Here is a 13,381-nt window from a genome sequence, read left to right as displayed (position 1 = left end):
CGCGTTGCTTCCGGCGCATCGACACTGTCGTGTTCTGGAAACTGGCGCACTGGCTGGCGCGAAAATATCGGTCACGCATCAAACCCTTGATGCGGAGCTGGTATCGAGCGCCAGAGGCGGGCAAGGCAAAAACTTGGCTTGTCTATGGACGAAGTGAACGTGGAAACCGTGTCGGCAAGGCGCTGCGCCGAATGGTAACCAGCCCAAAGGCGCAGTTCCGGTGGCGGAATCCGGAGAGCAATCCATATATCTTCCGGAGCGAACCTCGCAGCACCGTCACCTCAAATTATCATGACGTTGCCATGGCCATGGGCCAAGATTGAATAGAGAGCCGTATGCGCTGAAAGGTGCACGTACGGTTCGGGGAGGAGAAGCGCAGCAGCGCTTCTTACTCCACTCGCCACCTGGTCCGGGTTCGTCTACGTGGCCTTCGTGATCGACGCCTACGCCCGGCGCATCGTCGGCTGGCGCGTCAGCCGGTCGGCGCACGCGGGCTTCGTGCTCGACGCACTGGAGCAGGCCCTGCACGATCGTAGGCCCCTCTCGGGCAGCGGCCTCGTCCACCACTCCGACCGCGGCGTGCAGTACCTGTCGATCAAGTACACCGAGCGGCTCGCCGAGGCCGGTCTCGTGCCATCTGTCGGCAGCGTCGGCGACAGTTACGACAACGCGCTCGCCGAGACGATCAACGGGCTCTACAAAGCCGAGGTGATCCATAGGCGCGGGCCGTGGCGGTCGCTGGAAGCCGTCGAGTACGCGACCCTCGAATGGGTCGACTGGTTCAACAACCGCCGCCTGCTCGCGCCGATCGGTAACATCCCGCCGGCGGAAGCCGAAGCCAATTACCACGCCGGCCTGGAGGAACCGGCACTCGCAGCATGACTCAAACGAAACGGCCTCCGACAATACCGGGGCAGTTCACTCATCAAGTTCGGCCAGCCTCTTCGAGCGCGCCGGATCGCCTCGTTATGTGTCACATGCTTCTGCGCCCGCGCAGGAGCGATATAGGGAAGCTTCAGGTTCGGCGTTTCGAACATGCCCGCGGTCTCCTGACGAATTCTGACGGGGCGAGCATGATGCAGCTCCGGAATGCGGGGATAACTTTGCTCCCCGGGCATGACCAGCCGCTACTCCGGCTCCTCCCAGTCGCCGCGAGGTGGCTCAGCGTGACGTGCCCTGTGCGGGCTTGCAGAACGCCGCGTGCAACGCCTCCACGACCGAAAGCACTTCCGGGCGCGTGATGCGGTAGTAGACTGTCGTCCCCTCCCGGCGTGCTTCCACGAGGCCGTCCGCGCGCAGGCGCATTAGCTGCTGGGACATGGGCACCTGATCGATCCCAAGTTGCTGGCGCAGTTCGGCGACAGACTTCTCCTCGCGACCGAGCGCACACAGAACGAGCAGCCGTTGCGGGTGGGACAGGCTCCGCATGAGCTCTGCAGCACGGCTGGCTGCTGGTATCATCTCGGAAACATTCATGATCTTGAAATTATGACTTTTGAATGTTAGCTACAAGAGGCTGGTTCGAGGTCGGTGATCTTTGCGCCGCAGCAAAGTCCGCCGGCAACAGGAGATATATCCCTGCCGAAGAGGAATGGTGAAATGTCTATCGATCGTGCCGTCATGCTGTTCGCCGGGTTCATGGTGCTGATCTCGCTGGCGCTTGGCTTCTATGTTTCGCCGTACTGGTACCTACTCGCGGCCTTCGTCGGCTTGAACTTAATTCAAGCCTCGCTGACCGGCTTTTGTCCCGCCGCCATGCTGTTCAAGAGGCTTGGCTTGAAGCCGGGTCCCGCATTCAACTGAAACAAGCTGCCATGCGACACATCAATGTGTTGCTCGCCGGGCTCTATCTGATCGGTGCGGCCCAGCCTACCGCGAGCGGAGCGGCCGAGGTCCGCGCCAGGGCAGTTATCATCCCGGAAACCAAGGCGGTATTCGGACAAGTGCAAAGCCGCACGGTCGTGCCGGCGCGCGCACGCATTGGTGGGACAGTTCGCGAAATCCGGATCAGTGAAGGCAGCGAAGTGAAAGAGGGTCAAGTCGTCGCCGTCATCGTCGATGACAAGATCGCGCTCGAGCTCGCTGCCGCTCAGGCGAAGATCGACGCGCTGAAGTCGCAACTCAAGAATGCTCGAATTGAGCTCGAGCGCGCCCAACAGCTTCTTCAGCGGGGCGTAACCGCCCAGAGCCGATTCGACCAGGCTAAGACCCAGTTCGATGTCATCGTGAACCAAATGGCGGCCGCCGAGGCGGACAAATCCGTCATTGAGCAACGCGCGCGCGAGGGCGAGGTGTTAGCCCCGGCCACTGGCCGCGTGCTGACCGTTCCAGTAACGGAGGGCACGGTGCTATTGCCCGGCGAAGAGATCGCACGCATCGCAACCGGACGCTATTACCTGCGGCTGTCTCTGCCGGAACGCCATGCCGCCGAGATCGTCGAGGGCGCGACCGTCACCATCGGCCAGCGCGGATTGTCGCCCACCAAGAGCGGGAGCGTCGAGACAGCTCGCGAAGGGCGCATCGCCAAAGTCTATCCGGAAATTGCGAGCGGACGTGTCATCGCCGACGTCGAGGTGAGCGGGATTGGCGACTACTTTGTCAATGAGCGCACGCTCGTCTGGATACCCGTCGGCAAGCGCAAGGTGATCGCAGTCCCGACAGCCGCGGTGCGCACACGCCAAGGCATCGACTACATCCGCATTGCGATTGCACAAGGGGAACAGGACGTGCCGGTCATCTTGGGGGAGACGTTCTCCGACAGCGAAGAAGAGCCTCTGGTCGAGGTGATGACAGGCCTCCGCGACGGTGACCGAGTGATCCTGCCATGAGACTCGGGCTTGCCGGCCTCCTCACGCGGGCCTTCATCAGCTCGCCGCTGACGCCGCTTTTGCTGCTCGCCTCGTTCGCGCTCGGCCTCATCGCGCTTGTGGCGCTTCCGCGCGAAGAGGAGCCGCAGATATCCGTACCGATGGTCGACGTGCGCGTCGAGACCAACGGCCTCAAGGCGGAGGACGCCGTCAAACTCGTCACGGAGCCGCTCGAGACCATCATCAAAAGCATCGACGGCGTGGAGCACGTCTACTCGCAGACCCACGACGACTCGGTCATGGTGACGGCGCGCTTCCTCGTCGGCACCAGCTCGGATGCCGCGATCCTGCGGGTGCACGAGAAGATCCGCGCCAACATGGACCGCATCCCCGTCGGCATTCCCGAGCCTCTGATCGTCGGGCGCGGCATCGACGATGTGGCCATTGTCGTCGTCACGCTCAGCTCGACCACGGAAGCTGCTTCCCGCTGGACCGCGAATGGGCTGACCCGTCTTGCGCGCGAGCTGCAGGTCGAAGTGGCAAAGCTTCCTGACATCGGTCTCACCTACATCGTCGGCCAGCAGCCAGAGGAGATCCGGATCGAGCCCGATCCGGAAAAGCTTTCCCTTTACGGCATCACGCTCCAGCAGCTGGCGGGCAAGATCGAGGGCGCCAATCGCTCCTTCCAAGTCGGACGCGTGCGCCAGGCCAACGAGCAGCGAACGCTGGTCGCAGGGCAGACGCTCCAGCACCTGACCGAGATCGGCAATCTCTTGCTCACAGCCCGCGATGGGCGGCCCGTGTACGTGCGCGACGTGGCAGATGTCGTCCTCGCGACCGACCCCAACGAAACGCGCGTGAGCGAATACCGAAAGACCAAAGATGGTCTCGAACGCGTGCCGGCGGTTTCACTCGCCATCGCAAAGCGTCCCGGCACCAACGCGGTCGTCATAGCAGATAAGATCATTGAACGGCTCGAGCAGGTCCGCGGAAGCATCTTCCCTGCCGACGTGGAGATGTCGATTACGCGCAATTACGGGGAAACTGCGAACGAGAAGGCAAACGAGCTGCTGTTCCACCTCGGACTGGCGACCGTCTCAATTGTTCTCCTGATCTGGTTCGCAATTGGCTGGCGCGAAGCGCTCGTGACGCTCGTCGTCATTCCGACCACGATCCTGCTCACACTCTTCGCCTCGCACATCATGGGCTACACCATCAATCGGGTGAGCCTGTTCGCGCTAATCTTTTCCATCGGCATTCTCGTCGACGACGCCATCGTGGTCATCGAGAACGTGGCACGGCATTGGGCGATGCAGGACGGACGCCCGCGCAGCCAAGCAGCCGTCGAGGCCGTGGCGGAAGTCGGCAACCCGACGATCGTTGCGACACTGACGGTCATCGCCGCGCTACTGCCGATGCTTTTCGTCTCCGGAATGATGGGGCCCTACATGGCGCCCATCCCCACCAACGCCTCGGCAGCGATGCTGTTTTCGTTTTTCGTCGCCGTGATGCTGACCCCGTGGCTCATGATGAAGTTCAGCGGACCAGGGAACGGCGGCCCGTCTCACGCGCATCGCGATAGCCATGTCAGCGGCTTGGGTCGCGCGTACATGGCAGTTGCCCGACCACTACTCGTGAAGCGGTGGCGGTCATGGGTCTTTCTTGCCATCGTCGCCCTTGCAACATTCGGATCAATGGCGCTGCTCTACACGAAGCACGTCACGGTCAAGCTCCTGCCCTTCGATAACAAGACCGAGTTGCAGATCGTCGTCGATCTGCCGGAAGGAGCCTCGGTCGAAGAGACGGACCGCGCGCTCGGAGCCATCGTCCAGCGTTTGTCGGAAGTGCCCGAGGTCGCCTCGTTTCAGACCTACGCAGGTACGGCGGCACCATTCAATTTCAACGGCCTCGTGCGCCACTACTACATCCGCTCGTCGCCAGAGCTCGGCGATGTGCAGGTCAATCTGGTCTCGAAGCACGACCGCAGCCGCACAAGCCATGAGATTGCGCTCGATATTCGCGAGCGCCTCAAAGGCCTCGATTTGCCGAGAGGCACTGCCGTGAAAGTGGTCGAACCACCGCCGGGGCCTCCGGTGCTCGCGACGCTGTTGGCGGAGATTTATGGACCCGATCCGGAAACTCGGCGTGCGGTCGCTACCAAGGTGCGCGAGGCTTTCGAAAGTGTCCCTTTCATCGTTGATGTAGACGACTCCTTCGGCGTCCAAGCTCAGCGCGTGCGGCTCGCTATAAATCAGGACAACCTCGAGTACCATCGCGTCGAGCAATCGGATGTCTACGACACGGTGCGCGCGCTCTACGCCGGTCCCGTCGTCGGCTACTCCCACCGGGGCGGCGGTCGTCATCCCATCCCCATTCGTCTTGCGCCTGCAAAGAACGAAAAGGTGGTGAACGAAAGGACATTGGCAACGCCTGTGCCCGCCAATGCTCTGCCTGGTGAGCGTGGCGTCGTCGAACTCGGTGACGTCGTGAGCGTGCAGAACGAGCGCGCGTCCTTCCCGATCTTCCGCCACAACGGCCGGGCTGCGGAGATGGTCACGGGCGAGCTTGCCGGCGCATTCGAGGCGCCGATCTACGGTATGCTGGCCGTGGCCGAGGCAATCGAGAAGGCGGACTGGGGCGACGTGCCAAAGCCGGCAATCGCGCTCCATGGCCAACCCGATGACGAAAGTACCCCAACGCTGCTCTGGGACGGTGAATGGGAGGTCACTTGGGTGACGTTTCGCGACATGGGCGGCGCCTTCATCGTTGCGATCCTCGGCATCTACATTCTGGTCGTCGCCCAGTTCCGCTCGTTCAAGCTCCCGCTGGTGATCCTGACGCCGATCCCGCTCACGCTAATCGGTATCATGCTAGGTCACTGGCTGTTCGCGGCGCCGTTCACGGCGACCTCGATGATAGGCTTCATTGCACTTGCCGGCATCATCGTGCGCAACTCGATCTTGCTCGTCGACTTCATCCGGCATGCGCGCAAACCGGGCCGCCCGCTAATCGACGTACTGCTCGAAGCGGGCGCAATCCGCTTCAAACCGATCCTGCTCACTGCCCTGGCCGCCATGATTGGCGCTGCGGTGATCCTTGCCGACCCGATATTCCAGGGACTCGCCATCTCGCTACTCTTCGGCCTCGCTTCATCGACGGCGCTGACGGTCCTTGTCATCCCCGCGATCTACGTGGTCTTACGAGGCGGGGAGAAGCCTGCAACAGCGGACGTTCCGAATGCCGATCAGTGACGCGCAAAGATCTGCGGAGGCGCCAGCTCAGCTGCATTCCCGAAAACGATCAAAAGAGCCTCCTGTTCTTCGTATCGAGCGGTTTGGTAAGACGCCGATAGGTCAGGCGCTTGCCGTGATAACCGCCTTGGTGGTGCGCTCCTTGTCTGCAATTCCCAGCGCCGACCTGTTGTTGTAGCAGAAGTGGAATTCCGCGAGATATCTGCGCATTGCGAGAACACTCGGCGCCTTACGGGGCCGAGTGAACCGAGGAGAGGCTCAAGCATTTCTAGCTTCTGCAACCGCTTCCTTGAGCGCTTTCTCGTTCATGTAGCCAGGATATATTTTCCGGCCGATGACAAAAGCTGGAGTTCCTTGAAGATTGAAGGCATTCGCCTGGGCTATATTGCGAACGATGATTGCATCGATCTGGCGACTGTTCTTCTTATAGGCCGCATGCAACTCAGTCGGATCAAGTCCAACCTTTTTCAGAGTCGCATCGACATCTTGCCGGCTTAACCTCGCGGGCGTGTTCATGAGCGCTTCGAGCGCCGCGGCGTATTTGCCGGCGGCGGCGGATGCGAGAACGAGGTTGGCAGCGTAGATCGATGGGTCTCCGAATATTGGAAAATCTTTCATGACGAGCCTGATTCTGCCGTCACTCTCGATGACTTTCATCAGCTCCGGGTGATTTCTCTTACAATACGGACATTGATAGTCGAAGAACTCAGCAATGGTGACATCACCCTTCGGATTGCCCAGGGCAGGGATGTCAGGATCGAAATAGACATCCTTCTCGGTCGGATAGCCTTGGGCGCGCAACGGCGTTGCCCTGAGAATCGATGCTGATGCGCCAGTTTTCGCAAAAATTAACGTCGCAAAGAATTGTCTGCGGTTGAGCATTTCAGCTTTCTCCCTTCTGGTTTGCCCCGAGCACGACCACACGCGCCCCTTTGGGAACGCGGTTGTAGAGATCGATGATGTCGTGGTTCAGGAGGCGAATGCAGCCGGACGACACTGGTTTGCCGATGGACCAGGGTTCGTTTGTCCCATGAATGCGATAGAGCGTGTCCTTGCCGTCTTTGTACAAATAAAGCGCGCGAGCGCCGAGTGGATTATGGAGACCTCCGTCGAGTCCCTTCGCATAAGGACCATAGCGTTCCGGCTCGCGCTTGATCATATCGGGTGTCGGGACCCAGCCGGGCCATGCCGCCTTTCGCAATATGTCTGCCTGTCCCTCGAACTCTAGTCCGGCTTTGGCGACGCCAACTCCGTAGCGCATGGCTTTGCCGCCTTCCATTACCAAATAAAGGAACCGGTTCTGGGGATCGACGATAATGGTCCCAACGGGCTCATCCGTTTGATAATCGACGATTTGGCGCAGATATCGGGGATCTATTTTTGAAGTATCGACGGCGGGTATGATCGTCCCATTGTCGTTGATCTCACCGTATGGGTTGGAATGCGCGCCGCTCTGACTCGCTTGGCTTGCCTCCGCGACGCCGATTACGGATTGAGTCGTTGCGGTGCATGCAGACGTGGCGACCGGCGCAGAGGCAAGTAGGATGATGCGCAGGAGTTTGTTCAACGCGTCGCACGTGTCAGCGAGTGTGTACAAGCTTGCCTCCTTACCTTTCGACACTCAGTTTCTTCAGATTGGATTGCAGGGTTTCGAGGGATATTTCGCCTAGGTGGGCTTGGATCAACTTTCCGCCTGCGTCGACGAAAAGTGTTGCCGGAAGGCCGGGTGCGCCGTAGTGGCGAGCGAGGTCGCCGAGCGGATCAAGGAGCACGTTAGCAAGCTCAAGCCCGGCTTCCGCCAGATATCGTTCGATGGTCTCAGGAGGTTCGGACTGATTGACGAACAGAAACACAACCTCATCAGATGCTGCAGAAACCCTTGCCAACGTCGGCATCTCTCGCCGGCACGGGGGACACCAGGAGGCCCATAGATTTATTACGACGCGCTTGTCGCCCGTTGGTCTGAGTGCGTACTGTGTGCCTTCCAGCGTGGTAAAATCTCTTTCGGGAAGGGTAATTTCGCGAGTGGACCCGACAAGCTGCGCCGTGATGATCCAGGCGATCAAGCCTACAGCTATCGGCGCAAGCGCCCAGAGACGCTGCCGGGTCGATTTCAGTCCAAATGAGAGGCTGACCGCAATCGTAAGCGCGCCGGCGATCCAATTGAAACCGCCCTGCCATAACGCAAGTGCGCGGAACGGACCATCTGCGAATTGGGGCCAATGAGTTGCGACGTGCCCAGCGCGGGCCGTGACGACGGCGCTGATGAGGCTGAACCAGGACCAATTCTCAAGCCTTTCGTCAACGCGGCGGGCAAGGAAGCCAGACGTGAGCAGAAAGCCGAGAATGCCCGCGACGACGGCAAACCGATCTGCTGCCAGGACGAGCGGTCCGAACGAAACAGCGGCCATTTCAGAAACTCCGGACCATCGCCGCCGACTTGGACAGGAGTTCGGCCGTCACCTCACCAACGAGGCGGGTTCCTGCGACTTCCCGGGCGTGGCGATCGAAAAATATCATCGTCGGTGGACCGGCGACGCGGAGCTGCTGCATTAGCTCGGTGCTCTCTTTACGCAGAGTAGAAAGGTCTGCCTTTACAAGGTGGAGACCTTCGAGACTTTGTTTGACCCCGTCCTGAGTGAGAATGGATCGCTCAATGGTACGACAGGTGATGCACCAATCCGCTGTGAAATAAACCAAGGTTGGCTTTTGGCCGCTCGCGGAGCGGAGCTCGTTTTGCAGCTCGGAGGCTGATGCGATGCTCGCAAACTGCAGTTCGGTATTTTTGCTCGATCGAGAAGAGTTTGCGAGTGTGGCGAGGGGCTGCCACGGATCTGTCGATCCTATCGCGGCTCCGATGATCAGAATAGTTCCGTAGATGACCGCCATGAGCCCAGCAGTTCGAGCCAGTATGGGGAGTCCACTGTTGCCCCTAGCAGCGCTGAAGGCCCATGTTCCTGTACCGATCAAAAGTGCGGCCCAGAGAACGAGATCTAAGCCTGCAGGCAAGAGCGGCGCCGATATCCAGATTGCGGTGGCGAGAAAGCCGATGCCGAAAATAGCCTTTACGTATTCCATCCAGGCGCCAGCTCGCGGCAAAATGCTCGCGCCCATCGTTCCGACCACTATAAGCGGAATGCCCTTCCCTATTCCCAGGGCAAAAAGGGCCGCGGCTCCGAGGAGCATATCTCCTGACTGTGCGATATGGAGAAGCGCACCGGCGAGTGGAGCGGTCACGCAGGGGCCGACGATGAATGCCGAGGAGAACCCCAGAACGGCCACCGACTTCTTCGATATTTCAAGTCTCCCGGTTCTTGCGGCAATCCAATTGACCCAGCCGGCAGGTAGCTGCAGCTCAAAAAGCCCGAACATTGCCAGCGCCAGCAGAACGAAAACGATGGAAACGGCGCCTGTCGTAAATGGTGACTGCAAGACCATCTGCAGGTTCTGGCCGGACCAGCCTGCGAATGCTCCGAGCAGTGAGAAGGCTGAAGCAAAGGAAAGGACGTAGATTGCGGACAAAAAGAAGCCCCGGCGGGCGGTCAGCCGGTCTCCTTCGCGTGCCAGCGTGCCGGCAAGAATGGGATAAATCGGGAAGACGCAGGGGGTGAATGCAATGAGCATCCCGAAGCCCAAGAAGCTGAGGACGACCAGCAGCGGACCTCCCTTACGGAGCAGCGATCGAACGAGCCCCTCTTCTTGAGCGAGGCTGAATCCCGTCGCGGGTTCCTCCGGTGCCCCAGCGGAGGCGGCGGCATCAGGGCTTGGAACGTTGGCGGAGGTATCAGTGTGGCTCGAGACCGCGAGCGTCAGGGGATCGATGCGCTTCGTCTGCGGCACGTAGCATATGCCGTTCTCCTGGCAGCCCTGATATGTGATCTCGATCGGTTGATTGGAGGCGCCAGGAACCGTGGCAGTGGCCCGCTCGTAATAGACCTCCGTTACTCCAAAGATGGGATCCTCTTTGGCGATCCCCTGTGGTGTTTCGACTTTGCGCTCCGATCCATCGGCGCTTCTTGCACTGATGCGCGCGCGATAAAGGTAATAGCCATCGGCGATCGCCCAATCGAAGCGCACGCCTCCGTCAGCGATCTTCGAGACTTGAAGCTGGAAGGCCTCATCGGCGGACAGCGGATCTGCTGTGACAGGTGCGGCAAAGATGCCAAGAAACACCAGGCTGAGAATGACTAATCTCATCCTCTCCACCTCCGATTGCACGTTAGGCGTTCTACGCGGACGCGCGGTGCCTGGAGGTGGAGGTGTCGCTGGGAGCTTAAGGCAGCCTTAAGCCCCGAATGCCACCCGCGAGGTGCGTACGGAATGACACACCATGCGGATATTGGTTGTAGAAGACGATCCCCTGTTGCTCGACGGGTTAGCCGTCGGGCTTGGGCTCAAGGGGTTTACGGTAGATGCCGTCGCTAACTGCGAGGACGGCCGCGCCGCTGTTCGCGCGCAGCGATATGATGGCATCGTGCTCGACGTCATGCTTCCCGACGGTTCGGGGTTCGATCTCCTGAAAGAACTCCGCGATGCCAAAGACGGCACGCCAGTGCTTCTCCTCACGGCACGCGACCAGGTGCCGGAACGCATTGCGGGTCTCGACGCCGGCGCAGACGACTACGTCGGCAAACCATTCGATCTCGACGAGCTGGCTGCACGACTGCGCGCCATTGCTCGCCGCGGCGCCGGGCGTGCCACTGCGCATCTCGAATGGCGGGGTGTGGTGCTCGATCCAGCGTCTCTGACGGCAACGAGAGACGGTGTACCCCTGAAGCTCACGCGGCGCGAATTCGCCGCGCTTCGCGCCCTCATGGAACGCCCCGCGGCCACTGTCTCGAAGGCGGCCCTGGAGGAGGCGCTATACGGTTGGCAGGAGGAGGTCGAAAGCAACGCGGTCGAGGTTCATATCCATCATCTGCGGGCCAAGCTGGGACAGGATTTCATCAAGACGGTCCGTGGGCTGGGTTATAGACTTGCGGAGGGAGGCGCGTGAATTCCATTCGTAGCCGGCTCCTCGGAATTCTCATCGGTACCACGTTGTTCGTGTGGCTTGCGGCCATCGCTTGGATCTACACGAGCACGCAGGCCGAGGTGGAGCGAGTGCTCGATGCACGTCTGACCGAAGCAGCGCGCATGGTGAACTCGCTGCTGGCAGATCACCGGATCGAGATAGCTTCTCAGGGGAATGTCGCCACGTTGACCACCCTAGCAAATCTTGCCGCAGCGAAGGCTTATGAGCGGCAACTCTCCTGCCAGATTTGGTCGCTCGATGGGACGCTCGTTGCTCGATCCGAAAGTGCCCCCGAGCTGCCGCTGACGAATGCGATGCAGGGCTTTTCGGAAGACATCGTTGATGGCGAGACTTGGCGTGTTTTCACAATTGAAAATGCTGAGCTCGGCGTTCGTGTCATGGTGGGCGATAATCTGCGGATGCGCGAGCGGCTCGTCGGCGATGTCGTGAAGGGGATGGTACATTCGGCGGCCCTGGCCATACCTTTTCTCGTCGGGATGATTTGGCTGAGTGTCAGCCGCGGGCTCATGCCACTGAGCGATATGGCGCGCGCGCTCTCGCAACGATCGGCGAACGAGCTCACGCCTTTACCGAGTGCCGGAATTCCCAAGGAAATCGCTCCGGCTATTGAGGCAATCAACGACCTTTTCGGACGGGTGGAGGCGGCTCGTGAACGGGAACGGAGTTTTACGGCCTTTGCAGCGCACGAATTGAAAACGCCGCTTGCGGGCCTCAAGACCCAGGCTCAAGTCGCGCTGTCGAGCACGGATGGGGCTGTTCACGCCAATGCACTCCGGCAGATTGCGGCCGGTGTTGACCGGACGAGCCGGTTGGTCAAACAGCTGCTGGATATGGCAGCACTCGAGGCGAGCGATGCGCGACCATGCCATTCGTATGAAAGTATGAACCATCTTGTGAGCTCCGTGGTCGCGGATTTGCTTCCCTTGGCATCCGCGCGAGGTATTCCGATAAAACTCGAGAGCTCGGAACAGGACGTGCGGGCCAAAGTCGAACCGCACTTTTTCGTTCTCGCGCTCCGCAATCTGCTCGAGAACGCACTGGACCACGCGAATGACGTGGTGACGTGCCAGGTGCTCGACCTGGGGAAGGAGGTCCGGGTCGTCATCGAAGACGATGGCCCAGGTATTCCCGAGCCGGAACTGGAATTAGTAACCGCTAAATTCGTCCGTGGCCGCCACAAATCAGCAACCGGAAGTGGCCTCGGTTTGGCGATTGCGAAGGTCGCCATGGCCCGCATCGGCGGCAGGCTCACGCTTCATAATCGGAAACCTACTGGCCTTGCTGCTACGCTTGAAATCCCTAATCGAGCTGCGTGACCAGGCAGACACAATCCCAAAGCGCGAGCTGCAAACCAGATGACCGGACTATGAACCGCGCCGGGATTGCCGGAGGCATTTTGGTTTGAGTCACGCTGCCATGGCCGGCTCTTCGAGCATAGCGTAGTAGCGTTCCTCGGCTTCGGCCGGCGGGATGTTGCCGATGGGCTCCAGCAGCCGGCGATTGTTGAACCAGTCGACCCATTCCAGCGTCGCGAACTCGACGGCCTCGAACGAGCGCCATGGCCCGCGTCGATGGATCACTTCGGTCTTGTACAGGCCGTTGATCGTCTCGGCGAGAGCGTTGTCGTAAGAGTCGCCGACGCTGCCGACGGAGGGCTCGATGCCCGCTTCGGCCAGGCGCTCGGTATACTTGATCGACACATATTGGACGCCTCTGTCCGAATGATGCACCAGACCGCCTCCATGGATCGGGCGGCGATCATGCAGCGCCTGTTCGAGCGCATCGAGAACGAAGCTCGCATGCGCCGTTCTGCTCACCCGCCAGCCGACGATCCGGCGGGCATAGGCATCGATGACGAAGGCCACGTAGACAAAGCCTCTCCAGGTCGACAGTGGAGTAAGAAGCGCTGCTGCGCTTCTCCTCCCCGAACCGTACGTGCACCTTTCAGCGCATACGGCTCTCTATTCAATCTTGGCCCATGGCCATGGCAACGTCATGATAATTTGAGGTGACGGTGCTGCGAGGTTCGCTCCGGAAGATATATGGATTGCTCTCCGGATTCCGCCACCGGAACTGCGCCTTTGGGCTGGTTACCATTCGGCGCAGCGCCTTGCCGACGCGGTTTCCACGTTCACTTCGTCCATAGACAAGCCAAGTTTTTGCCTTGCCCGCCTCTGGCGCTCGATACCAGCTCCGCATCAAGGGTTTGATGCGTGACCGATATTTTCGCGCCAGCCAGTGCGCCAGTTTCCAGAACACGACAGTGTCGATGCGCCGGAAGCAACGCG

10 protein-coding genes and 4 pseudogenes are annotated in these 13,381 nt (G+C 60.3%); 7 read left to right on the top strand and 7 right to left on the bottom strand.

From position 1 onward, the window contains the following. Both CHEJ32_RS27575 and CHEJ32_RS25870 read left to right on the top strand, forming a co-directional pair. A pseudogene (locus CHEJ32_RS27575) lies at positions 1-323 on the top strand (group II intron reverse transcriptase/maturase); the annotation flags it as partial. A gap of 67 nt (positions 324-390) precedes the next feature. Then, positions 391-882 (top strand): annotated as a pseudogene (locus tag CHEJ32_RS25870) (IS3 family transposase); the annotation flags it as partial. A 71-nt stretch (positions 883-953) separates the two neighbouring features. Here CHEJ32_RS25870 and CHEJ32_RS27280 read toward each other — a convergent pair. Both CHEJ32_RS27280 and CHEJ32_RS25865 read right to left on the bottom strand, forming a co-directional pair. Next, a pseudogene (locus CHEJ32_RS27280) lies at positions 954-1,037 on the bottom strand (DUF2793 domain-containing protein); the annotation flags it as partial. A 124-nt stretch (positions 1,038-1,161) separates the two neighbouring features. Beyond that, a complete protein-coding gene (locus CHEJ32_RS25865) occupies positions 1,162-1,461 on the bottom strand; it encodes a helix-turn-helix transcriptional regulator (protein WP_245261268.1) in 300 nt (99 codons plus the stop codon). Positions 1,462-1,599: 138 nt separating this feature from the next. On the opposite strand from CHEJ32_RS25865, the gene CHEJ32_RS0122890 reads away from it, so the two are divergent. The 3 genes from CHEJ32_RS0122890 to CHEJ32_RS0122880 are packed head-to-tail and all read left to right on the top strand — an operon-like array spanning position 1,600 to position 6,058. Beyond that, a complete protein-coding gene (locus tag CHEJ32_RS0122890; protein ID WP_028035851.1) occupies positions 1,600-1,803 on the top strand; it encodes a DUF2892 domain-containing protein in 204 nt (67 codons plus the stop codon). Between the two features lie 11 nt (positions 1,804-1,814). Beyond that, the gene (locus CHEJ32_RS0122885; RefSeq protein ID WP_028035850.1) at positions 1,815-2,828 is read left to right on the top strand and encodes an efflux RND transporter periplasmic adaptor subunit; all 1,014 of its coding nucleotides are present in this window, start codon (positions 1,815-1,817) and stop codon (positions 2,826-2,828) included. Then, complete coding sequence (locus CHEJ32_RS0122880) at positions 2,825-6,058, top strand: efflux RND transporter permease subunit (protein WP_028035849.1); 3,234 nt, start codon at positions 2,825-2,827, stop codon at positions 6,056-6,058. The genes CHEJ32_RS0122885 and CHEJ32_RS0122880 overlap by 4 nt, the downstream gene beginning before the upstream one ends. A gap of 258 nt (positions 6,059-6,316) precedes the next feature. On the opposite strand, the gene CHEJ32_RS0122870 is transcribed toward CHEJ32_RS0122880, so the two are convergent. The 4 genes from CHEJ32_RS0122870 to dsbD are packed head-to-tail and all read right to left on the bottom strand — an operon-like array spanning position 6,317 to position 10,255. Then, positions 6,317-6,940 (bottom strand): DsbA family protein, encoded by a 624-nt coding sequence (locus CHEJ32_RS0122870; RefSeq protein ID WP_028035848.1) that lies wholly within the window; start codon positions 6,938-6,940, stop codon positions 6,317-6,319. Between the two features lies 1 nt (position 6,941). Further along, entirely contained in the window at positions 6,942-7,655 is a 714-nt protein-coding gene (locus CHEJ32_RS0122865) for a L,D-transpeptidase (RefSeq protein ID WP_051469873.1), read from the bottom strand. A 10-nt stretch (positions 7,656-7,665) separates the two neighbouring features. After that, positions 7,666-8,469, bottom strand: a complete 804-nt coding sequence (locus tag CHEJ32_RS0122860; protein WP_028035846.1) for a TlpA disulfide reductase family protein — start codon at positions 8,467-8,469, stop codon at positions 7,666-7,668. A 1-nt stretch (position 8,470) separates the two neighbouring features. Next, entirely contained in the window at positions 8,471-10,255 is a 1,785-nt protein-coding gene (gene dsbD, locus CHEJ32_RS0122855) for a protein-disulfide reductase DsbD (RefSeq protein ID WP_034659009.1), read from the bottom strand. Positions 10,256-10,388: 133 nt separating this feature from the next. Between dsbD and CHEJ32_RS0122850 the strand changes: the two genes are divergently transcribed. Both CHEJ32_RS0122850 and CHEJ32_RS0122845 read left to right on the top strand, forming a co-directional pair. Further along, positions 10,389-11,054, top strand: a complete 666-nt coding sequence (locus CHEJ32_RS0122850) for a response regulator transcription factor (RefSeq protein ID WP_028035844.1) — start codon at positions 10,389-10,391, stop codon at positions 11,052-11,054. Next, positions 11,051-12,409, top strand: a complete 1,359-nt coding sequence (locus CHEJ32_RS0122845; RefSeq protein ID WP_028035843.1) for an ATP-binding protein — start codon at positions 11,051-11,053, stop codon at positions 12,407-12,409. Before CHEJ32_RS0122850 ends, CHEJ32_RS0122845 begins: the two co-directional genes overlap by 4 nt. A gap of 90 nt (positions 12,410-12,499) precedes the next feature. Here the strand turns inward: CHEJ32_RS0122845 and CHEJ32_RS25860 are convergent. Then, a pseudogene (locus CHEJ32_RS25860) lies at positions 12,500-12,991 on the bottom strand (IS3 family transposase); the annotation flags it as partial. Between the last annotated feature and the right edge of the window lie 390 nt (positions 12,992-13,381).

The organism is Chelativorans sp. J32 (assembly GCF_000518985.1).
Classification (GTDB): Bacteria; Pseudomonadota; Alphaproteobacteria; order Rhizobiales; family Rhizobiaceae; genus Chelativorans.
Note: the sequence above shows the minus strand (reverse complement) of the source record. Positions and strands in the feature narration are given on the sequence as shown.